Here is a 24,121-nt window from a genome sequence, read left to right on the forward strand (position 1 = left end):
ATAAGTTTATGTAGTCCTGTTCCCTATGAAATCGATTCTCAAAATTACCCTGCTTGCAGGAATGTTATTATCATACCTGCCATTGTCGGCAAACACACTTTTCCACTGGAACTTTGCGTCCTGTAATTTCCTGCAGGAGTTGATGCAATTTGCCGGAGCCGCTACTGTCACTATCGGATCGCCGGTTAACGGTGCGGAAAGTACAACTCCTGCCGATGGCTCTTTCACTATTTCTCTTAGTAGTGTGGAAGCAGAAAATGTTACCGTTACCTATTCTGTATCCGGTACAGCTGCAAACGGAACGGATTTTACCATACCGGTAAATGTGGTGATCCCTGCGGGGGCAACGACCGGGCCGCTGCCGGTACATGTGCTGGATGATATGATCCTGGAATCTGGAGAAACGGTGACGGTTACCTTAACAGGAGCTACGACTGCTTCCGGGGGTAACCTTGTAGTGTCAGGCAGTTCTTCGCTGATTATCACAGATGATGATTATACTCCCACTAACCGTACCCTGGTTTTTGTAGATGCCCTGACGGTGAATGGAGAAGAGGGGGGAAGCAGTGGTAGCATGACGATAGCCCTTCCGGCAGGATATATTGCAGGAGAGGATATCACAGTACATTACAGCCTTATGGGGGCCAGTACGGCAAGTACGTCGGACTATATTGCTTTCCCGCTCACTGCTGTTATTAAGGCAGGTTGGAATAGTGTTCCGGTATCTATAAGTATTGTTGATGATACAGAAATAGAAAATGAAGAAACAATAAATGTAGAGTTGACCAGCGCTACCGGTACGCTTGCTTATAACGTTGGTTCTACTGCCGGATATGGTAGTCTTGGCACTACTATATCCATTATCGATAACGATAGCCAGCTTACTATTTCCAATGTTACCAATGGTACAGAGGGTGGCGCTAATGCGGGTTTTTATATTAGTCTGCCTGCGGGTATCACCAGTACCGAAGCTATTAGCGTTAACTATACACTTACTGGCGCTGCTACGAACGGAGCTGATTATACTACTTTAACCGGAACAATTGTAATACCTGCCGGACAACCGGGAATATTACTGGACGTGCTGGTAACAGATGATGAGGTGATAGAAACTACGGAAGATGTGATCCTTGGGCTGGCCAGCGGTGAGGGTGTATCCAGTGGTATAGATTTTACAATCATCTCATCAGCAAATATTGCTACCATTACAGATAACGATAATACGGCTGCCAATCGTGTGCTGACGGTCACTTCCATTGTGAATGCTGCAGAGCCTAATGTAAACGGCAGCTTTGTGTTTAGTTTACCGGGCAACTATACATGCTCGGAAACAATGATCGTTCGTTATACTATTTCCGGTTCGGCTACGGCCAATGTAGATTATACAAAGTTAACCGGTAATACGGTATTAGTAGCAGGAGAACATACCACTGCACCGATACCGGTAAAAGTATTGGATGATCTGATTATTGAAGGAGATGAAACGGTGGTCATCACCGTTACATCCGGAACAGCATCTCCTTCCGGTGCTATATTTACTGCCGGTACTCCTGCCTTTAATACTGTAACTATTGCGGATAATGATAATGCGGATATGGGTATTAACGTCACAGCTACTACTCCTAATGCCGCAGAACCTGCTGTTAATGGGTTATTTACTGTTGGGTTTTCGAATGGATTGACCGCCAGCGTACCTGTTACAGTTAACTATACCATTACGGGAACAGCAATCAATGGTACAGATTATGCCACTATTTCCGGAACAGTGACTATTCCTGCGCTTGCTAATGGGCAGACTATTCCTGTTAATGTGATTGATGATAACCTGATAGAAGGAGATGAAACGGTGATCTTAACAGTTACGGGTGCTGTTTCAACGATTACAAGTCCTTCGGGATTTATACCCGGTACGAGCAATGTTGCTACTGTTACTATTGCTGATGATGACAATACTGATATGAATGTACGGGTAACCGGCACTGATGGGGCAGAACCCGCCACTAACGGATCATTCACTTTCAGTGTGGCACCTGGCAAAAAGACCGCTGTACCGATTACTGTTACGTATACTATCTCCGGAACAGCATCTGGTGGAATTGATTATACTACCCTGCCTTTAACAGCTATTATCCCTGCTAACAGTAACGGTTATACAATGCCTGTATCTGTTATTGATGATAATATTATTGAAGGTACAGAAACAGTGGTGTTAACGGTTACAGGTGTTAGTTCATCACCTGTGCTTACACCTGCGCCTTTTACATTTGATGCGACTAAAACAACCAGTATCAACATTACTGATGATGATAATGCAGACATGAATGTAACGGTAATCGTCAGTGATGCAACTGCGGCGGAACCTGGCGACAATGGGGAGTTCACTTTCAGTGTAGCTCCGGGGAAAGTTACCAGCGTACCTGTTATAGTTAATTATACCATCACCGGTACTGCTACTAATGGAACAGACTACACTACTATACAATTAACGGACACCATTCCTGCGGGAAGTAATAGTGTCAAACTTACGGTTCCTGTAATTGATGATAACCTGATAGAAGGAGATGAAACGGTGACCCTTACATTTAGCGGTTTTAATACAACACTGCCCTATGTAGGTATTGCTAATACTGGTACTGTTATTATAAAAGACGATGATAATACTACAATAGATATTAGGGATAATGATGGAGACCCTACTAATGGTATCAATGGTGTAAATGCCGCAGAGCCTTCTACAAATGGAAGTTTTACACTAAGTCTCGGGACTGGCAAAACAACTACTGTTCCAATAGTTATTACTTATACTATTAGCGGAACGGCTGCCAATGGTACTGATTATACTACGGGTCCATTGACTGCTACTATCCCTGCTAACGGCGACCATGCAGATGTTCCGGTTACTGTTATCGACGATGATCTGATAGAAGGAGATGAAACAGTTGTTCTGACGATCACTAACATCAGTACTACATTACCTGTTACCATTGGTACACAGAAATCAGCCACTGTATTAATAAAGGATGATGATTTGGATATGAATGTAGGTATAGGTGATAATGACGGAGACCCTTCCAATGGTATCAACGGTGTAAATGCAGCAGAACCTTCTACCAATGGTGCATTTACAGTGAGTGTTGCTCCTGGTAAGAGAACCAGTGTACCAATTACAGTGGCTTATACTATTACCGGTACCGCTATCAACGGTACTGATTATGCCACTGTTTCCGGAACAGTAACTATTCCTGCGCTTGCTAATGGGCAAAGTATTCCTGTTAATGTAATTGATGATAACCTGATCGAGGGTGATGAAACCGTGACTATTACCATTACCAGTATCACCAGTACATTACCATTTATAAAAGGGCCACAGGATAATGCAGGGATCATTATCAGTGATGATGACAATAGTGATATGAATGTACGGGTGACCGGCACTGATGGGGCAGAACCCGCCACTAACGGATCATTCACTTTCAGTGTAGCGCCCGGTAAAAAGACCGGTGTACCGGTTACTATTACGTATACTATCTCCGGAACAGCATCTGGTGGTATTGATTATACTTCTCTCCCTTTAACAGCTATTATCCCTGCTAACAGTAACGGTTATACAATGCCTGTATCTGTTATTGATGATAATATTATTGAAGGGACGGAGACAGTGGTGTTAACGGTTACAGGTGTTAGTTCATCACCTGTGCTTACACCTGCACCTTTTACATTTGATGCGACCAAAACAACCAGTATCAACATTACTGATGATGATAATGCAGACATGAATGTAACGGTAACCGTCAGTGATGCAACAGCGGCGGAACCTGGCGACAATGGGGAGTTCACTTTCAGTGTAGCGCCAGGGAAGGTCACCAGCGTACCTGTTATAGTTAATTATACCATCACCGGTACTGCTATTAATGGAACAGATTATACTACTATACAATTAACGGACACCATTCCTGCGGGAAGTAATAGTGTCAAATTAACTGTTCCTGTACTGGATGACAACCTGATAGAAGGAGATGAAACGGTGATCCTTACATTTACCGGTTTTAATACAACGTTGCCGTATGTAGGTATTGCTAATACCGGTACTGTTATTATAAAAGATGATGATATTATTACAGTAGATATCGGAGATAATGATGGGGATCCTTCCAATGGAATCAACGGCGTAAATGCCGCAGAACCTTCTACGAATGGTAGCTTTACATTAGGTATAGGAGCGGGTAAAACAACTACTGTTCCAATAGTTATTACTTATACTATTAGCGGAACGGCTGCCAATGGTACTGATTATACTACGGGTCCATTGACTGCTACTATCCCTGTTAACGGGGACCATGCAGATGTTCCGGTTACTGTTATCGACGATGATCTGATAGAAGGCGATGAAACAGTTATTCTGACGATCACTAACATCAATGCTACATTACCTGTTACCATCGGCACACAGAGATCAGCGACTGTAATCATAAAAGATGATGACGATGATATGAATGTAGGTATAGGGGATAATGATGGAGATCCTACCAATGGTATCAACGGTGTAAATGCAGCGGAACCTTCTACCAATGGTGCATTTACGGTGAGCGTTGCTCCTGGAAAGAGGACCAGCGTACCAATTACGGTGGCTTATACCATTTCAGGGACTGCTATCAATGGTACAGATTATGCCACTGTTTCCGGAACAGTGACTATTCCTGCGCTTGCTAATGGGCAGGCTATTCCTGTTAATGTGATTGATGATATCCTGATCGAAGGAGATGAGACTGTGACTATTACCATTACCAGTATCACCAGTACATTACCATTTATAAAAGGGCCACAGGATAATGCAGGGATCATTATTGCTGATGATGACAATAGTGATATGAATGTACAGGTAATCGGCACTGATGGGGCAGAACCTGCCACTAACGGATCATTTACTTTCAGCGTGGCGCCCGGTAAACTGACAGGCGTGCCCGTTACTATTACATATACTATCTCCGGAACAGCATCTGATGGTACTGATTATACTTCTCTGCCTTTAACAGCTGTTATCCCTGCCGATAGTAACCGTTATACAATGCCTGTATCTGTTATTGATGATAATATAATTGAAGGGACGGAGACAGTGGCGTTAACGGTTACAGGTGTTAGTTCATCCCCCATCCTTACCCCTGCGCCTTTTACATTTGATGCGGCGACTAAAACAACCATTATCAACATCACTGATGATGATAATGCAGACATGAATGTAACAGTGACCGTCAGTGATGCAACAGCGGCGGAACCTGCCGACAACGGGGAGTTCACTTTCAGTGTAGCTCCGGGGAAAGTTACCAGCGTACCTGTTATAGTTAATTATACCATCACCGGTACTGCTACTAATGGAACAGACTACACTACTATACAATTAACGGATACCATTCCTGCGGGAAGTAATAGTGTAAAATTAACTGTTCCTGTACTGGATGATAACCTGATAGAAGGAGATGAAACGGTGATCCTTACATTTACCGGTTTTAATACAACACTACCGTATGTAGGTATTGCTAATACAGGTACTGTTATTATAAAAGACGATGATATTATTACAGTAGACATCAGCGATAATGATGGGAATGCTTCTAACGGTATCAATGGAGTGGATGCAGCAGAGCCTTCTACGAATGGTCATTTTACATTAAGCATCGGAACAGGTAAGGTAACATCTTCTCCAATAATTATTACCTATACTATCACCGGAACGGCGGCTGGTGGTACTGATTATACTTCATTGCCATTAACAGCTACTATCCCTGCTAACGGTAACACCGCAGATGTTTTTGTTAACGTTATTGACGATGATCTGATAGAAGGAGATGAGACAGTTGTTCTGACAATCACTAATATCACTACTACATTACCTGTTACCATCGGCACACAGAGATCAGCCACTCTAATCATAAAAGATGATGACAATGATATGAATGTGGGTATCGGTGATAATGACGGAGATCCTACGAATGGTATCAATGGTGTAAATGCCGCAGAACCTTCTACCAATGGCGGGTTTACGGTGAGCGTTGCTCCGGGTAAGAGAACCAGTGTACCAATTACAGTGGCTTATACTATTGCCGGTACCGCTATCAATGGTACTGATTATGCTCCTGTTTCCGGAACAGTGATTATTCCTGCGCTTAGCAATGGGATGAATATCCCTGTTAATGTGATTGATGATAACCTGATTGAAGGAGATGAAACCGTGACTATTACCATTACCAGTATCACCAGTACATTACCGTTTATAAAAGGGCCACAGGATAATGCAGGGATCATTATCGGAGATGATGACGATGATATGAATGTAGGTGTAGGGGATAATGATGGAGATGCCACCAATGGCATTAATGGTATTAATGCCGCTGAACCGGCTACGAATGGCGGGTTTACGATTACTGTTGCTCCGGGTAAGAAAACCAGTGTACCAATTACAATTACTTATACGCTTTCCGGTACAGCTACCGGTGGTGATGATTATGAAATACCGTCGTTGCAGGTAGTTATTCCTGCTGGTGGTGACATTGCAAATGTGCCCATCAATGTAATAGACGATAAGCTGATAGAAGGAACTGAAAACGTGGTCATCACCATCACTGGTGTGAGTAGCACATTGCCTTTTACAGGTATAGGGAACACTGGTTCTCTGGATATTATAGATGATGATATACCAAAGGTAGACCTGGTAGTGACTAAAACAGTTGTTCAGCCAGGCCCTTATAGTATAGGGCAGGATATTACTTACCGTATAACAGTCACGAATAAAGGAAATATAACAGCTACTGAAGTGGTAGTGACAGATTCTCTGCCACTCACGCTGGACATCAACCCTATTGCCACTACAGCAAAAGGTACGGTATCTCAGAATGGCAGGATCATATCCTGGGCCGTTGGTGATCTGGCCCTTGAGGAAACAGCAGAAATGCTGCTGGTATGTAAGGCCACAGATGGTGGTACCATTACCAATGCCGCCAGCGCTATCTCTAAAGAAACAAAGGACGATCCTACCGGTGGCAGAGGTACATCTACGATTACGGTAGATGGAGATGCGCTCATCATTCCTAATGTATTTACACCTAACGGTGATGGGAAGAATGAGAAATTTGATATTGGCGGACTGGATAAATATCCTTCTTCCAGTTTGTATGTATATAACAGATGGGGGGCAATGGTATATCAATCTAAAGATTATAAGAATAACTGGAACGGCTCGGGACTAAATGCCGGCAGTTACTTCTACACACTGGAAGTACATAAAGCCGATGGCGTAAGGATTTACAAAGGGTGGGTGGAAATACTAAGATAAATGAGCTTAAAATATGCAAGCATGCGCAAGGTGATCCTTCTCCTGTTCATGACGGTGGGACAAGCACAAGCACAGCAGACGGTACAATTCAGTCAGTATGTATTTAATGGGCTGAGTGTGAACCCTGCTTATGCGGGTTATAAAGAACAGATGTATGTGAGCGCCACTTACCGGCATCAGTGGACGGGCATTCCTGGTGCCCCACGTACCGGGGGGATCTCTGTTGATGGTCCTACGAGGGAGAACAGGGTAGGACTGGGGGTGCAACTGATGGCAGATTTTATGGGACCGCAACAGGCGTTTTCTTTATACGGCTCTTATGCATACCGTATCCCTCTGGATGAAGAAGGCACCAAACGCTTATGCCTTGGTTTAGGCATTGGTGTTACACAATATTCCCTGGATGGGAAGGCGCTGGTGCCAAGGGAGAATGATGACCCTACCGTACCTACGGGTAAAGTGAATACATTAGCGCCTGATGCGCGGTTCGGGATTTATTATTATACATCCTCTTTTTATCTGGGTGTATCAGTAATGGATCTTTTTTCGTTATATACAGAAAAAGGATATTTTTGGAAAGGATATAATTTCGGGACCATACGAAAAACCCAGCATGTATACCTCACTACGGGTTGCATGTTGTATTTGTCTGAGCATCTCCGGTTAAAACCTTCCATATTGGTTAAAGAAGATTTTAAAGGGCCAACAGGAATAGATATCAATACTTTTTTGCAGATTGATAACCTGATATGGATAGGAGGGTCTTACCGTATGAATCCGAGATTATGGAAGAATCAGTTACCCAATGACCTGCAGATAAGCAATGCGGCCAGTGCGATTGTAGAATACTATGCCTCTGAAAAATTAAGGATTGGTTATTCGTATGATTTAAATATTAACAAACTGGCAGGCTACCAGGGAGGCTCTCATGAGATCTCTATTGGTCTGTCTTTTCCATCTAAAAAATCACAGGTAATTAATCCCCGATACTTTTAAATATGATGATACGTTTTTTTGTTTTAGTGTTATGTGTAATGTTTTTATTTCCGCATATCGTACAGGCTCAGGAGCAAAAGAGTACCCGGGAGCTTGCGGATGAGGCCTATGAATTTCAACAATATCCAAGGGCTGTTAATCTTTACAATGATCTCGTTTCCAAATCTAAAAACCCTCCATTAGAGATAATGGGTAAACTGGCTAACTCCTATCTTAAAATGGGAACTATTCCTGCTGCCACTTACTGGTATGAGAATATGCTGAAACGTCCTGAAAGTGGAGATAGTATCCGTCTTATCTTTATCGAGATGCTGAAACGCACAGAGGATTATAAGAAGGCGAAAGAGCAGATTGCACTTTTATCAGATAAAAGGAAGGCTATGTTATTAGCTGGTTGTGATAGCGCTGTTGCCTGGAAATCATTACTACCGGATTATGCACTGGAAAACATTAAAGACCTGTGTACACAGAATGATGAATGGATTAGTGGAGTTACCAAACAGGGCTTGCTGATAGAAGGGAATGGTTATCGTAAAATGGGTATAAGCGGGAAGTCAGAGTCGCATCCCAATGTTGATGAACGTATTGGTCAGCCTTATTTTAAATCGTATATGCTGAAACAGTATATACGTGGTAATGCCAATAATGTGCTGGATGAAGTAATACCATCAGTGCTTGGGAGACTGCCTTATAACATTGGTCCGGTATGTTTTAATGCCAGGGAGGATACAGCATATGTTACCATTAACCAGCTGGTGGAAACGCGTGGACTGAAGCAGACATTTAATTTATTAATATTCCGTACTGTAAAGGATAAAGATGGATATAAATGGAAGAAACTGGAGTTTGTGCGGGAGTTAAATTATAAAGGAAGTTCATCCAGTCATGCAGTGATCAACCGGGAAGGCAATGTGTTATATTTTGTTTCCGACAGACCAGGTGGATCAGGAAAATCGGATATCTGGTATAGTGAGCGTCAGGCAGACCATAGCTGGGGTACCCCTAAGAACTGCGGACCAGTGATCAATACGTCTGAGGATGAGGCTTGTCCTACTATCAATGAGTACGGATATTTATATTTTTCCAGTAAGGGGCATCCTGGAATGGGCGGATATGATATTTTCCGTGTGGCAGGTGACCGGGCTACCTGGGATGGATTACAAAACTTGCGTTCTCCGGTAAATTCCGGAGGGGATGATATGGGCTTTATTCTAAGGGGGAATGACCTTGAAGGTTTTTTCTCTTCTAACCGCCTTGGTGGGATGGGAGGAGATGATGTCTATCATTTTATGGATGCACATCTTACGGAGAAGCTGAAGCAACCGGATACTGCTAAACTGGCGGTTGTTACACCGGAGACTGTGACTAAACCTACCATCAAACCGGAAATTGTCGCCGTTAAGCCACCGGCGCCTGATACCCTTACCAACCCGGATAAAGCGGTTGTAGGTCGCCTGGAGAAGCTCCGCTTCCTCTACGACTACAATAGTGCGGTGCTGCTGGATGAGTCGAAAAGAGTGCTGGATAACGTAGCTGCTGTATTAAAGGAACGTCCCAACTGGAGGCTGATCATCAAATCTTATGCTGATAGCCGTGGTTCTGACAGTTACAACCTGAATCTTACCGCCCAGCGTTGTTATGCAGTCATCGCCTATCTGACTAATAAAGGCATTTCTCCTAAGCGCTTCTCCTATCAGAATATGGGAGAAAAAGACCCTATAAATCCTTGTAGTGATGGTGTTCCTTGTACGGAAAGCCAGCATCAGGAGAATAGAAGGACGGAGTTGACGGTGGTGCATTAAAGGCTTTTTTAATATTTAGTAACAAAAAAATTCCTTTTGTTTTTAAAAATAGTTATTAACTTCGCACCGTTATTCAAATTATGAACATAAACGTACATACACATCATCACCATCATTTCTTACCAAACAGGTAGGCTGGGATGATTATGTACTATATAAGATATTAGAACATCATCAGGGGCTTACCAAACGGTAAGCCCCTTTTTTGTTTTTCACGGAACATTAGTAACAATATGAAACTGAGAATTGCCATTCAGAAATCAGGACGTTTACACGAAGATTCTATCAAGCTCTTAAAAGAGTGTGGAATCGATATTAACAACGGCGTAAACAAGTTGAAGACAGAAGCCAGTAACTTTCCCCTGGAAGTGTTTTTCCTGCGCGACGATGATATTCCACAGTACGTTGAAGACGGCGTAGCGGACATCGGAATGGTGGGAGAGAATGTGGTGCTGGAAAAGAACCGCTCTGTAAAGGTGGCTACCAAACTGGGTTTTGGTAAATGCCGTTTGTCTCTGGCCGTACCAAGGTCCGTAGAATACAATGGTGTAAAGGATATGGACAAACTGCGTATTGCTACCAGTTATCCGGTAATTCTTGAAAAGTTCCTGAAAGAAAATGGTATCACAGCAGATATCCATGAGATCAGCGGATCTGTGGAGATCGCTCCTGGTATTGGTTTGGCAGATGCTATCTGTGACCTTGTAAGCAGTGGTTCCACCCTGTTCATGAATGGTCTGAAAGAAGTAGAGGTGATCCTGAAATCAGAATCAGTGCTTATCACTAATAATAACCTGAATGCTGAACAGCAGCAATTACTTGAAAAGCTGTTATTCCGTATCCAGGCTGTGAAGAAAGCCAAAAACAATAAGTACGTATTGCTGAATGCCCCGAATGATAATCTGCAAAAGATCATCAGCCTGTTACCGGGTATGAAGAGTCCTACCGTATTGCCGCTGGCAGAAGCAGGATGGAGTTCTGTACATTCCGTTCTGAATGAAAATGATTTCTGGGATATCATCGAAAGCCTGAAAGCTGCCGGTGCACAAGGTATCCTGGTAGTTCCCATAGAAAAGATGATCATTTAATATGTTAGTATATAAATACCCTGAGAGAACTTCCTGGCCATCATTACTGCAACGTCCTGTAATGGATACGGCAGCGCTGGAAACGAATGTCGGGAATATCCTGGCAGATGTAAAGCAAAATGGGGATGCCGCTGTACGCAAATATGCGCAGCAGTTTGATAAGGTAGAGCTGCAAACGCTGGAAGTAACGTCTGCTGAATTTATACATGCTTCTGCTGTGCTGGATGCAGATCTGAAAAAAGCCATTTTACAGGCAAAGCAGAACATAGAACTCTTTCATAAAGCACAACAGGAAGCCGGTAAGATTATCGAAACTATGCCTGGTGTACAATGCTGGCGCAAGCCGGTAGCCATCGAAAAGGTGGGATTGTATATTCCTGGTGGTTCTGCGCCTTTGTTTTCCACCATATTAATGTTGGGTATACCGGCAATGATAGCGGGTTGTAAGGAGATCGTTCTTTGTACGCCTTCTATGCATCCTGCCGTTTTATATGCTGCTGAACAGGTAGGAATAGAACGTGTATTCAAAATAGGCGGTGTGCAGGCTATTGCGGCGATGGCGTATGGAACGGAGAGTGTACCTAAAGTGCATAAGATCTTTGGTCCGGGTAACCAGTATGTCACCTGTGCCAAGCAGCTTGTTAATAAGAGCGGTGTGGCGATAGATATGCCTGCTGGTCCTTCTGAAGTGGCTGTGCTGGCGGATGAAACATGTATCCCTGCTTTTGTGGCAGCAGACTTGTTGTCTCAGGCGGAACATGGTCCTGATAGCCAGGTGTTGTTAGTCACCACTGCTGAGGAGATTATTGAAGAAGTGCAGAAGGAAGTAACTGCGCAGCTGGCGTTGTTACCACGTAAAGATATCGCAGCATTGGCACTGGAAAACAGTCGTATCATTTTAGTAAAGGATACGGAAGAAGCGATGGAGTTGTTGAATGCATATGCACCTGAGCATCTGATCGTAGCTTGTAAAGATGATATTGGTATTGCAGATGCAGTGATCAATGCGGGTTCTGTCTTCCTGGGTAACTATTCTCCGGAGAGTGCAGGTGATTATGCTTCCGGTACTAATCATACATTGCCTACCAATGGGTATGCGACTGCTTACAGCGGGGTGTCTTTAGACAGCTTTGTGAAGAAGATCACCTTCCAGCGGCTGACCAGAGAAGGCTTACAGCAGATAGGTGCTACCATCGAAATAATGGCAGCAGCAGAAGGATTGGATGCGCATAAGAATGCGGTGACAATCAGGTTAAAATACAAATAACAAAGTTATGTTTGATCTTACTAGCTTATTACGCGATAATATTAAAAGACTGGTACCTTACTCAACAGCAAGGGATGAGTTCAAGGGAGAAGCGGCTATCTTCCTCGATGCAAACGAGAATAGTTATGGTTCTCCGTTACCGGTGAAATACAACCGTTATCCAGATCCGATGCAGTGGAAAGTAAAGTACAAACTGGCGGATATCAAAGGTGTTCCTCCTCAGAATATTTTCCTGGGAAATGGCAGTGATGAAGTGATTGATGTGTTGTACCGTTCTTTTTGCCGCCCGGGGATAGACAATGTGGTATTGTTTCCGCCTACTTATGGGATGTACGAAGTGAGTGCTAATATCAACGATGTAATCGTGCGTAAAGTATCGTTGACTCCTGATACCTATCAGATAGATATGGCCGCATTGCAGCAGGCGGTGGATGAGAATACGAAGCTCATTTTTATCTGCTCTCCCAATAATCCTACAGGTAATTCTATCAATCGTACGGATATAGAAATGATCCTGAATAACTTTGATGGTATTGTCGTGATAGACGAAGCGTATATCAACTTTGCCCGTCAGAAAACATTTATTCCTGAGTTAACAGAGTATCCTAATCTCGTTATCATGCAGACGTTGTCTAAAGCATGGGGACTGGCAGCTTTGCGTGTGGGAATGGCTTTTGCAGGTGAAGAGATCATCAATGTTCTCAACAAGGTAAAACCTCCTTATAATATCAATCAGGCAGCGCAGGATCTCGTTTTGCAGGCATTGGATAATATTGAACAGGTGAATGAGTGGATCAGGGATACGGTGATTGAGAGGGATAAATTATCTGCAGCACTGGAATCATTACCGCAAGTACTGGAAGTATATCCAAGTGATTCCAACTTCGTACTGGCGAAAACAACAGATGCGAAAGGTATTTATAATTACCTGGTAGAACAGGGGATCATCGTCCGCGACCGTTCTAAAGTAGAGCTGTGTAATGGTTGTCTGCGTATCACTGTAGGTACGCCTGAAGAAAACATCACCGTGGTAAACGCGATTAAATCAGTTCAATTATGAAAAGAGTACTCTTCATAGACAGGGATGGCACTATCATCAAAGAAGTTCCTCCTACGTATCAAATAGATAGTCTGGATAAAGTAGAATTTTATCCAAAGGTATTTACTTACCTGGCTAAGATTGCTGCGGAACTTGATTTCGAATTGGTGATGGTAACGAACCAGGATGGCCTGGGTACGGCCAGTTTCCCGGAAACCGATTTCTGGCCCGCTCAGAACTTCATTACGCGTGCTTTTGCCAATGAAGGTGTCATCTTTAAGGAAGCATTCATAGACCGCTCTTTCCCGCATGAAAATGCGCCTACGAGGAAACCGGGTACCGGCATGCTTACCAAATTCTTCTCTGCTGACTACGACCTTGTTAATTCTTTTGTTATTGGCGACCGTATTACAGATGTTCAACTGGCAAAAAACCTTGGCGCTAAGGCTATCTTTTTAAACGAAGGTACTGGCCTGGGTAGTGCGGAAATAAGTGATGATCTCCAGGCATTACAATCTACTATCGCCCTCGAATCTACTGACTGGGAGAAGATCTACGAGTTTTTAAAACTCGGCTTACGCACAGTTACACATACCCGTACTACCAAAGAAACGGATATCACTATCTCTCTCAACCTGGATGGTACCGGTAAAGCAGACATCCACACCGGCCTAGGTTTCTTCGACCATATGCTCGATCAGATAGCGCGTCATGGCAGCATAGACCTCACTGTCAAAGCCAAAGGGGACCTTCACATAGATGAACACCATACCATAGAAGACGTTGGTCTTGCACTCGGTGAAGCGATGGCGATGGGTCTTGCAGACAAGCGTGGTATAGAGCGCTACGGCTTCTGCTTACCGATGGATGACTGCCTGGCGCAGGCGGCCATAGACTTCGGTGGCCGTAACTGGATTGTGTGGGATGCGAAGTTTAACCGCGAGAAGATAGGAGAGATGCCAACAGAGATGTTCTTCCACTTCTTCAAATCATTCTCCGATGCTGCTAAATGTAATCTCAACATCAAAGCAGAAGGCGAAAACGAACATCATAAAATAGAAGCGATCTTCAAAGTATTTGCAAAAGCAATTAAGATGGCAGTAAAACGCAATCCTTCTAATATGCAATTGCCAAGTACTAAAGGGGTTCTATAATATTTTTTTAATAGTTTTTGAGAGCGGAATGTGTTGCACATTCCGCTTTTTTAGTAATATATATTACTTTTTACTTAGCAAATTTTTCATAATGATATTGACGTTATAACTGCTATGGTGAGGGTTCTGTGAAGATTTAAAAATATTTTTCTACTTGTGTATTTTTTCAATAGATTTGTAGAGATATGAAAAACGAAAAGATACATATTGCTCCAAATTCAGAAAAGCCATATAATCTGATCCGCCATATATTGGAGGATAAAAAACGGATTCAGGAAGCTATTGAAAAAGGAGTTCCACTATCCTCTCTTAAAGGTATAAATTTTGTTAAACCAGTACAGTATTAGCACTACTGAAGAAGGTTATAATTCTTTCACTACAGATTTCGGACTAACATATTTTCTATACTTTACTGGTTACTATTTGAAAAATAGTAATGGTGAAGATGTTGTGGTAATGTCATTAGGATTTTACCACGAACCTCTTATTGTTGAGAATAGAAAATATGATCCGAAGGTGAAAAATACCATTCTTCAAATAATCACTGATTTCTTTGAAAATAACAAAGAAATGAGTACCATATATATTTGTAGCACCAGTGATGGCTATGGCCGTCATAGAAGGATAACATTTAATAAATGGTACAAAGAAGTAGATGTTCCAATCGAGAAATTCGATTGCAGAGAAGCACAAGCTAAAGAAGGACTATATGCATCCTTCTTTATAAGATCTGATAATCAATTGAAAGATTATTATGTAGATGCTTTTTATAGAAGTATTGATGAGTATTTTCCAGCGGATAACGAGTATGTTGCCGCATAATATTTCCAGAACATGAAAAATTTAACTTTCATAACAAGATTTAAAACAGAAGCGAAAGCTTGTAAAGAAGCAGCTTCCAGGAAAAGACTTCGGGCAATTGCTGAGAAATTAGGAGATAGGGAACTTTTCCCGGAACAGGTAGCAAGAGCAAATGAGATGCTCAGAAGACTTGCTTTAACAGATGAAAGATTTACTGTAGCATAACATTGATTATAACCCTACCCCCAAAAAAAAATAAATTTATAAAACAAAAATTTGCATTTTTTCAAAAAACACCAGATATTTGTTCCGCAATGAATATAAACATGACATACAAACATTGGCGTTGGCATACTATCAGTTCCTGATAACGTGTTACAGTGCCATGTTTCGTAGTGAAATATAATTGGAAGGCTCGCTGTTACACAGCGGGCCTTCTTCGTTTTTGACGGTCACCCAATCAAATCAATTAACAAACCAATGGGTAGTATTCAAGTAAAATCAAGATCAAAGCAAATGCTGGCAGACATATTCACCCCTGTCGGCATCTACCTGCGGCTCCGCGACCGGTTCCCCGGTTCCGTATTGCTGGAAAGTACTGATTATCGCGCCAGTGAAAACAGCTTTTCTTTTATTTGTATCAAGCCGATCGCCGGCATGGAAGTTACCAGTACCAAGGACTTCGAATTTAAATATCCGAACCTTCCGCCAGAAAGGAAACAGCTGAAAAGCCCCCAGAACGTACTGGATGAACTACAGAAGTTCCTGAGTCACTTCAACTTTGTCAATAAGCCGGTATTGCCCGTTGTACAAAGCCTCTTCGGATACAGTACTTTCGATTCCGTACAGTTCTTCGAAACGATTGAGTTTAATCAGAATAAACAAAATGGTAACACCATCCCGCTGATGCGTTACCGTTTCTACCAATACGTGATCGCTATCAATCACTTCAAAGATGAACTCTATCTCTGTGAAAACCAGGTAGAAGGCCTTGATAGCGAGTTTGAACTGATAGAATCCCTCATCCGGCAAAAAGATGTACCGAACTATAAGTTCAGCGCCGAAGGAGAGGAACAAAGCAATATGACCAACGAACAATATATCGAAATGGTCGAAAAAGGAAAGCAACACTGCTTCCGCGGAGATGTCTTCCAGGTAGTGTTATCAAGAGCTTTCCACCAGCAGTTTAAAGGTGATGAATTCAATGTATATCGTGCCCTCCGCTCCATCAACCCTTCCCCTTATCTTTTCTTCTTCGATTATGGCGATTATAAACTGATGGGTTCTTCCCCTGAAGCACAGCTTATTATCAAAGAAGGAAAGGCTACCATCCACCCGATAGCAGGCACTTTCCGCCGTACCGGCAACGATGAACAGGACAGACAACTGGCAGCACAGCTACTGGAAGATCCCAAAGAAAACGCAGAACACGTAATGCTGGTAGACCTTGCCAGGAACGATCTTAGCAGGTTGGCAACAGATGTGGAAGTGGAGTCTTACAGAAAGATACAGTACTACTCACATGTCATTCATTTAGTGAGCGAAGTAACTGGTAAAATTCAGTCAGGGTTAAATCCTTTCTCACTATTGGCAGCTACTTTCCCCGCAGGAACATTATCCGGTGCACCGAAGTACAGGGCCATGCAGATCATCGATCAGTACGAACCTACTGCAAGGGGATTCTACGGCGGATGTATAGGCGCCGTAAGCTTCAACGGAGATTTCAATCATGCTATTATGATCCGCTCTATCCTGAGTAAATCAAATACGCTGTACTACCAGGCAGGTGCCGGAGTAGTTGCTAAATCAGTGGCCTCCTCAGAACTGGAAGAAGTGAACAATAAACTGAACGCATTAAAGCAAGCCATTGTGCTGGCACAAAATATCTGACATGAACATTCTGGTGTTTGATAATTACGACTCTTTTACCTATAACCTGGTACACCTGGTAGAAAAGATTATTCACGGAAAAGTGACAGTAGTCCGTAATGATGAAATTCCCCTGGAAAAAGTAAAGGCATATGATAAGATCATCCTTTCACCAGGGCCGGGTATTCCGGAAGAAGCAGGTTTATTACTGCCGCTGATAAAAGAATATGCCGCTACCAAATCTATATTCGGCGTGTGTCTTGGTCAGCAGGCAATAGGCGAAGCATTCGGAGCAAGCCTTACAAATCTCAAAGATGTATACCATGGCGTAGCCACTAACGTAAATATAATCTCAAGAGAGGGGAGGATCTTTAACGGCTTACCAGATCAGCTGGAAGTGGGCCGTTACCACTCATGGGTAGTTGATGAAAAAACATTACCGTCATCCCTGACTATCACTGCCAGAGATGATAATGGATATATCATGGCACTGCAACATCAGCAATATGATGTGAGCGGTGTACAATTCCACCCGGAAAGCGTATTAACGCCGGAAGGAGAAAAGATCATGCGTAACTGGTTGAATGCATAAACTATGAAAAAGATACTAAACTACCTCTTCGAACATAAAACCTTTACCCGCAACGCGGCAAAAGATATACTGATCAGCATTTCCAAAGGAATGTACAACGAGAGCGAACTCGCTGCTTTTATGACAGTATTCCTCATGCGCAGCATCACCGTAGATGAACTGCTGGGCTTCCGCGATGCCCTGCTGGAGCTCTGTATACCAGTAAACCTGAATGGTTATGATGTACTGGATATCGTTGGCACCGGCGGCGATGAAAAGAATACGTTCAACATTTCTACCCTATCCTGCTTTATTGTAGCGGGCGCAGGTGGAAAAGTGGCCAAACATGGTAACTACGGCGTATCTTCCATCAGCGGAGCATCCAATCTGATGGAATCAGCAGGCTACAAGTTCAAAAACGACGATGCTAAACTGCGCCAGGAACTGGAAGAAGCAGGCGTTTGTTTCCTGCACGCACCGCTGTTCCACCCCGCATTAAAAAATGTAGCAGGCATCCGCAGACAGCTGGGGATCCGTACATTCTTTAACATGTTGGGCCCCTTAGTGAACCCGGCATTTGCACAACATCAGCTGATAGGCGTGTATAGCCTGGAACTGGCAAGGGTTTACAACTACCTGTTCCAGCAGACTGATAAGAAATATGTGATCGTTCACAGCCTGGATGGATATGATGAAATCTCCCTGACAGCAGACACCCGTGTTATCACCAACCAGGGAGAAAAAGACTGGACTCCGGAACAACTGGGTAAACGTAAAGTGTATCCTGAAGATATCTCCGGAGGAAACTCTGTAGAAGCCGCTTCTAAAATATTTATCAAGATATTGAAAGGAGAAGGTAGCTGGGCCCAGAACTCTGTGGTAATGGCAAATGCAGCGATGGGCTTGCATTGTATGGGAAAATATAGTAATTACGCAGATTGTTTCCAGGCAGCAGTCGCTTCCCTGGAATCAGGAGCAGCTTACAATTCTTTTAAGAAGTTGATAAGTTTGCAATAGTACAGGAAACAAGAACAAATGAAAAATATACTCACAGAAATTGTCGCTCATAAACACACGGAAGTGGCGGCCCGCAAACAACAGCGGAGTGTGGCAGAACTGGAACAGGTTTCCTGGTTCAAACGTACGCCCCTTTCGCTTGCCCACTTCCTGCAGGACCCGGTTAAAACAGGGATCATTGCAGAGTTTAAACGACGCTCTCCTTCTAAGGGTATCATCAACGGAGACGTAACAGTACAGGATGTAACCATGGCTTATACCCGCTATGGCGCTTCCGGACTGTCCGTACTCACAGATGAAAAATTCTTCGGCGGCTCTTCCGACGATCTGCAACAGGCACGTGCCGTGAATAATAACACACCTATCCTCAGAAAGGATTTTATTATTGACGAATACCAGATCCTGGAAGCAAAAGCCATCGGTGCAGACGTTATCCTGCTGATAGCAGAATGCCTCAGCAAAGAAGAAGTGAAACACCTGGCCGCTTTTGCAAATAACCAGGGACTGGAAGTCCTGCTGGAAGTACATAGCGGTGATCAGCTCGATAAGGTCACAGATCATATTCAACTGGTAGGGGTGAACAACAGGGACCTGACCACCTTCAAGGTGGATTTTAACCGCTCCTGCGAGCTGGCGGCCCATATACCGGACGGCAAGTGTAAAGTAGCAGAAAGCGGTATCAGCAATACCGACGCTATCGTTACTCTAAAGCAGGCTGGCTTTAACGGCTTCCTGATAGGGGAGCTTTTTATGAAACAGGAAAATCCGCCCAGGGCATTTGAAAACTTTGTGACGGAACTGGCAGATAAACTAGCGAAATGAAAATAAAAGTATGCGGTATCACCAGGAGAGAAGACCTGCTCAAGCTGGTAGAATACCAGGTGGACTATGCCGGCTTTATCTTCTATGAGAAATCTCCCCGTTTCGCAGGCAGTAAACTGGACCCGCGTACCATACGGGAAACAAAAGAGATCAAAAAAGTAGGTGTGTTCGTTGACGCTCCACTGGAACAGGTAAGACGCACCATCACAGATTATGGTCTGGATATGGTACAGTTACATGGTGATGAAACACCAGGTTATTGTGCATCCATAGATATTCCCGTAGTCAAGGCATTCCGTGTAAGAACAAATATCAGTTGGGATTCCATACAGCCATATATCGCTGTCACAGATTATTTCCTGTTTGATACCGATGCCGGTAATGCTTATGGTGGTACAGGCATTAAATTCAACTGGGAACTGCTGAACAATTATCCTTACGAACATCCCTTTTTCCTCAGTGGTGGAATTGGTCCGGAACAGTTAAATGAATTACTGGAATTCAAACATCCTGCTTTATTCGCAGTAGATGTAAACAGCAAATTCGAAACACATCCGGGTGTAAAAGACATGGAAAAGGTAAAGCCCTTTACAGAACAGATTCAATCAACTTTTTTAAAATAGTCATAGCATGAAGATTGCGGAAAATACGTTCGGCTCTAAGTATCATGTAGATGAGAAAGGCTTTTATGGCAGGTTTGGCGGTGCTTACGTACCAGAGATGTTGTATCCCAACGTAAAAGAACTGCAGGATAATTACCTGCAAATCCTCCGTGACCCTGCTTTTCAACAACAGTTCGATCAACTGCTGCGCGATTATGTAGGCCGTCCTTCTCCTCTGTACCTCGCAAAACGCCTGTCTGAGAAATATGGAGCAAACATCTACCTGAAAAGGGAAGACCTGAACCATACCGGTGCACATAAAGTGAACAATACCGTAGGACAAATCCTGCTGGCACAGCGACTCGGCAAAAGCCGCATCATTGCAGAAACCGGTGCCGGACAGCATGGTGTAGCCACCGCCACCGTATGCGCCCTGATGAATATGGAATGTGTGATCTACATGGGTAGCATAGATATTCAGCGGCAGGCGCCAAACGTAGCGCGTATGAAGATGCTGGGCGCTACCGTGGTAGCTGCCACCAGTGGTAGTCAGACATTGAAAGATGCCACCAATGAAGCCATCCGCGACTGGATCAACAATCCTGTAGATACGCATTATATCCTGGGTACAGCAGCAGGGCCACATCCTTATCCTGATATGGTAGCCCGTTTCCAGTCAGTGATCAGTGAAGAGATTAAAGCACAATTATTGGAAAAAACAGGCAAGGCAAATCCTGATTACGTAATGGCTTGTATAGGCGGAGGCAGCAATGCCGCCGGTGCTTACTACCATTTCCTGAATGAACCGGATGTAAAGCTGGTGGCTGTAGAAGCAGGTGGTAAGGGGGTGAATTCCGGGTTCTCCGCTGCAACGACGCAGTTGGGTAAACTGGGTATCATCCATGCCAGTAAAACACTGCTGATGCAAACAGAAGACGGTCAGATTACCGAACCGCACTCTATTTCAGCAGGACTTGATTACCCTGGTATCGGCCCTTTACATGCACATCTGTTTGAAACCGGCCGTGCTACTTTCCTGAACGCCACCGATGATGAAGCCTTACAGGCAGCCTATGAGCTGACACGCCTGGAAGGTATCATCCCCGCCCTGGAATCATCCCATGCACTGGCCAAATTAAAAGACATGTCTTTCAATCCCAGTGATGTAGTGGTACTCTGCCTCAGCGGCCGTGGAGATAAGGATATGGAAACATACATTCGTAATCTGCCCAATAAATTATCATGAGCAACCGTATAGATCAGTTATTTGCCACGAAGAAAACGGGCATCCTCAACATATACTGCACCGCAGGGTTTCCTGAACTGAATGATACCCTGCCGGTGATGACCAGCCTGCAGCAATATGGGGCAGACCTTATCGAATTAGGTATGCCTTTCTCTGATCCGCTGGCCGATGGTCCTGTGATCCAGGAAAGCAGCACCCGTGCTATCAAAAACGGAATGAGTATCCGTCAGCTGTTTGAACAACTGAAAGATTTCCGTAAAACTATACACGTACCCGTTATCCTGATGGGATATCTGAATCCCGTATTACTATACGGTATTGAGAACTTTTGTAAGAAATGTGCGGAAGTAGGCGTAGATGGCGTGATCTTGCCGGATCTGCCAATGGATGAATACGAATCAGATTACAAATCCATCTTTGAACAATACGGACTGCATTTGATATTCCTGGTAACACCGGAAACAAGTGAAGAAAGAATAAGAAAGATCGATAGTCTGAGTAAAGGATTTGTATATGCTGTGTCTTCTTCTTCTACCACTGGTAAGGATAAAGATATGGGTAATCAGCAGGCCTACTTTGAAAAGCTGAAACAACTGCAGCTGAAGAACCCTGTGCTGATAGGCTTTGGTATCAAAGATAAAGCTACCTTTGAGGCTGCCTGCGCATATAGCAACGGAGCTATCATAGGTACTGCCTTTATCCGCGCTATTGAAAATACCACTAACCTCGACGCTGCTATCAAGAGTTTTATAGCAGGTGTGAAATAAAAGTATATGAAAACAGTCATCATAAAATACAATGCCGGTAATATCCGCTCTGTATTATTTGCGCTGGACCGCCTCGGTGTGGAAGGAGTAGTTACAGATGATCCTGAAGAGATCCGCGGAGCAGATAAGGTGATCTTTCCCGGAGTAGGTGAGGCAAGCACTGCCATGCGTTACCTGAAAGAAAGGAAACTGGATCAGCTGATTACCAGTCTGGAACAACCGGTCCTGGGTATTTGCCTGGGTATGCAGCTGATGTGTAAGTATTCCGAAGAAAATGATACTCCATGTATGGGTATTTTTGATGTAGATGTAAAGAAGTTTACTTCACCGGTAGATAACCTGCTGAAAATTCCGCAGATTGGCTGGAACAATATTACAGGTTTGTACAGCACCATGTTCGAGCATGTACCTGAGAATTCCTACATGTACTTTGTACATAGTTACTATGTAGCGCTTGGCGCTGACACGGTAGCGACTACCAATTACGTGATTAACTACAGTGCTGCCCTGCAGAAAGATAATTTTTATGCAGTGCAGTTTCACCCGGAAAAATCCGCTACAGAAGGCGCGAAAATCCTGGAAAATTTCCTGAAGTTATAAGCAATGAATATCAGAAAAATAGCGACGGAAGATACATTGGAATTACGCCGGGATGTGCTGTATCCGGGGGAAACACTGGAAGCAGTAAAAGTACCGGGAGACGAAGACGGATTACATTTCGGTTTGTTTGAGGAAGCACAACTGGTAGGAGTAGTATCCTTATTCCTGCGTCGTAAGGATGCACAGTTTCGCAAGCTGGCAGTACATCCTGCCTGTCAGGGTAAAGGGTACGGCCGTATGCTCATCAATCATCTGATTGAATTATGCCGTAAAGATCATGTGTCACTGTTATGGTGTCATGCGCGCGATACAGCAGCTACTTTTTACACACAGTTCGGCTTCACACAAGTAGGCGAATATTTTACAAAAGGGAATATTAGTTTTTGCAGGATGGAATTACAACTGGATAAAAATAATACAACGGGATTCTCGATCATCCCCGCGATAGATATCATAGATGGTAAATGTGTGCGCCTTACACAGGGCGATTACGCACAGAAAAAAGTATACAACGAACATCCGCTGGAAGTGGCGAAAGCCTTTGAAAGCATTGGGGTAACCCGCCTTCACCTGGTAGATCTGGATGGAGCTAAAAAGGGAGAGGTCGTGAACTGGAAAGTGCTGGAAGCGATTGCCGGGAAAACGAACCTGGTAGTAGATTTTGGCGGTGGCATCAAGAAAGAAGAGGACCTGAAAATTGTATATGAGAATGGTGCAGCACTGGCTACTATCGGCAGTATTGCGGTGAAAGACCCTGAGTTGTTCTTTGGCTGGGTAAAGAAATATGGTGCAGAGAAGATTTTCCTGGGTGCAGATGTAAAAGAAGAAAAGATCGCCGTTGGCGGATGGCTGGAAACAACAGAACTTTCTGTGTTTGATTTCCTGGAATCGAATATTCAGCAGGGTGTACAGAACATTTTCTGTACAGATATCGCCAAAGACGGCCTGTTGCAGGGACCATCTATCCCTCTCTATAAAAAGATCCTGGAACGTTTTCCGCAGATCACATTTATAGCAAGTGGCGGCGTAAGTGAAATGGCAGATGTGCATGCACTGGAAGAAGCCGGATGTAGTGGAGTTATAGTAGGTAAGGCGATCTATGAAGATAAGATTACCATGAAAGAACTGGAAGCATACTTAAAAAAATAAGGAT

General features: G+C 43.6%; 18 protein-coding genes. All 18 read left to right on the forward strand.

Annotated elements, in window-relative coordinates; genetic code table 11:
- Positions 1-25 precede the first annotated feature (25 nt).
- The 18 genes from BMW86_RS16300 (at position 26) to hisA (ending at position 24,117) form a co-directional block, all read left to right on the forward strand.
- A complete protein-coding gene (locus tag BMW86_RS16300) occupies positions 26-7,327 on the forward strand; it encodes a Calx-beta domain-containing protein (RefSeq protein ID WP_089782787.1) in 7,302 nt (2,433 codons plus the stop codon).
- A 21-nt stretch (positions 7,328-7,348) separates the two neighbouring features.
- Entirely contained in the window at positions 7,349-8,323 is a 975-nt protein-coding gene (locus BMW86_RS16305) for a PorP/SprF family type IX secretion system membrane protein (RefSeq protein ID WP_177189282.1), read from the forward strand.
- Between the two features lie 2 nt (positions 8,324-8,325).
- A complete protein-coding gene (locus BMW86_RS16310) occupies positions 8,326-10,125 on the forward strand; it encodes an OmpA family protein (protein WP_089782789.1) in 1,800 nt (599 codons plus the stop codon).
- Positions 10,126-10,358: 233 nt separating this feature from the next.
- Positions 10,359-11,213 carry an ATP phosphoribosyltransferase gene (hisG, locus tag BMW86_RS16315; RefSeq protein ID WP_089782790.1) on the forward strand — a complete coding sequence of 285 codons (855 nt, stop codon included), beginning with the start codon at positions 10,359-10,361 and terminating at the stop codon, positions 11,211-11,213.
- A 1-nt stretch (position 11,214) separates the two neighbouring features.
- Positions 11,215-12,480 (forward strand): histidinol dehydrogenase, encoded by a 1,266-nt coding sequence (gene hisD / locus BMW86_RS16320; protein ID WP_089782791.1) that lies wholly within the window; start codon positions 11,215-11,217, stop codon positions 12,478-12,480.
- 7 nt (positions 12,481-12,487) lie between these two features.
- Positions 12,488-13,540, forward strand: a complete 1,053-nt coding sequence (hisC, locus tag BMW86_RS16325) for a histidinol-phosphate transaminase (RefSeq protein WP_089782792.1) — start codon at positions 12,488-12,490, stop codon at positions 13,538-13,540.
- Positions 13,537-14,673 (forward strand): bifunctional histidinol-phosphatase/imidazoleglycerol-phosphate dehydratase HisB, encoded by a 1,137-nt coding sequence (gene hisB / locus BMW86_RS16330; protein ID WP_089782793.1) that lies wholly within the window; start codon positions 13,537-13,539, stop codon positions 14,671-14,673. The genes hisC and hisB overlap by 4 nt, the downstream gene beginning before the upstream one ends.
- Positions 14,674-15,096: 423 nt before the next feature.
- On the forward strand, positions 15,097-15,495 hold the full coding sequence (locus BMW86_RS16335) for a DUF6169 family protein (protein WP_143056596.1): 399 nt from the start codon (positions 15,097-15,099) through the stop codon (positions 15,493-15,495).
- 12 nt (positions 15,496-15,507) lie between these two features.
- On the forward strand, positions 15,508-15,699 hold the full coding sequence (locus tag BMW86_RS16340) for a hypothetical protein (protein ID WP_089782795.1): 192 nt from the start codon (positions 15,508-15,510) through the stop codon (positions 15,697-15,699).
- Positions 15,700-15,954: 255 nt separating this feature from the next.
- Positions 15,955-17,364, forward strand: a complete 1,410-nt coding sequence (locus BMW86_RS16345; protein WP_089782796.1) for an anthranilate synthase component I family protein — start codon at positions 15,955-15,957, stop codon at positions 17,362-17,364.
- 1 nt (position 17,365) lies between these two features.
- Positions 17,366-17,935 carry an anthranilate synthase component II gene (locus tag BMW86_RS16350; RefSeq protein ID WP_089782797.1) on the forward strand — a complete coding sequence of 190 codons (570 nt, stop codon included), beginning with the start codon at positions 17,366-17,368 and terminating at the stop codon, positions 17,933-17,935.
- Between the two features lie 3 nt (positions 17,936-17,938).
- The gene (gene trpD, locus BMW86_RS16355; RefSeq protein WP_089782798.1) at positions 17,939-18,931 is read left to right on the forward strand and encodes an anthranilate phosphoribosyltransferase; all 993 of its coding nucleotides are present in this window, start codon (positions 17,939-17,941) and stop codon (positions 18,929-18,931) included.
- An 18-nt stretch (positions 18,932-18,949) separates the two neighbouring features.
- A complete protein-coding gene (trpC, locus tag BMW86_RS16360; RefSeq protein ID WP_089782799.1) occupies positions 18,950-19,753 on the forward strand; it encodes an indole-3-glycerol phosphate synthase TrpC in 804 nt (267 codons plus the stop codon).
- The gene (locus tag BMW86_RS16365) at positions 19,750-20,376 is read left to right on the forward strand and encodes a phosphoribosylanthranilate isomerase (protein WP_089782800.1); all 627 of its coding nucleotides are present in this window, start codon (positions 19,750-19,752) and stop codon (positions 20,374-20,376) included. The genes trpC and BMW86_RS16365 overlap by 4 nt, the downstream gene beginning before the upstream one ends.
- A 7-nt stretch (positions 20,377-20,383) precedes the next feature.
- Entirely contained in the window at positions 20,384-21,601 is a 1,218-nt protein-coding gene (gene trpB / locus BMW86_RS16370; protein WP_089782801.1) for a tryptophan synthase subunit beta, read from the forward strand.
- On the forward strand, positions 21,598-22,368 hold the full coding sequence (trpA, locus tag BMW86_RS16375; RefSeq protein ID WP_089782802.1) for a tryptophan synthase subunit alpha: 771 nt from the start codon (positions 21,598-21,600) through the stop codon (positions 22,366-22,368). The genes trpB and trpA overlap by 4 nt, the downstream gene beginning before the upstream one ends.
- 6 nt (positions 22,369-22,374) lie before the next feature.
- Entirely contained in the window at positions 22,375-22,968 is a 594-nt protein-coding gene (hisH, locus tag BMW86_RS16380; protein WP_089782803.1) for an imidazole glycerol phosphate synthase subunit HisH, read from the forward strand.
- A gap of 3 nt (positions 22,969-22,971) precedes the next feature.
- A complete protein-coding gene (gene hisA, locus BMW86_RS16385; RefSeq protein WP_089782804.1) occupies positions 22,972-24,117 on the forward strand; it encodes a 1-(5-phosphoribosyl)-5-[(5-phosphoribosylamino)methylideneamino]imidazole-4-carboxamide isomerase in 1,146 nt (381 codons plus the stop codon).
- Positions 24,118-24,121 lie beyond the last annotated feature (4 nt).

The organism is Chitinophaga sp. YR573 (genome assembly GCF_900110995.1).
Taxonomy (GTDB): domain Bacteria; phylum Bacteroidota; class Bacteroidia; order Chitinophagales; family Chitinophagaceae; genus Chitinophaga.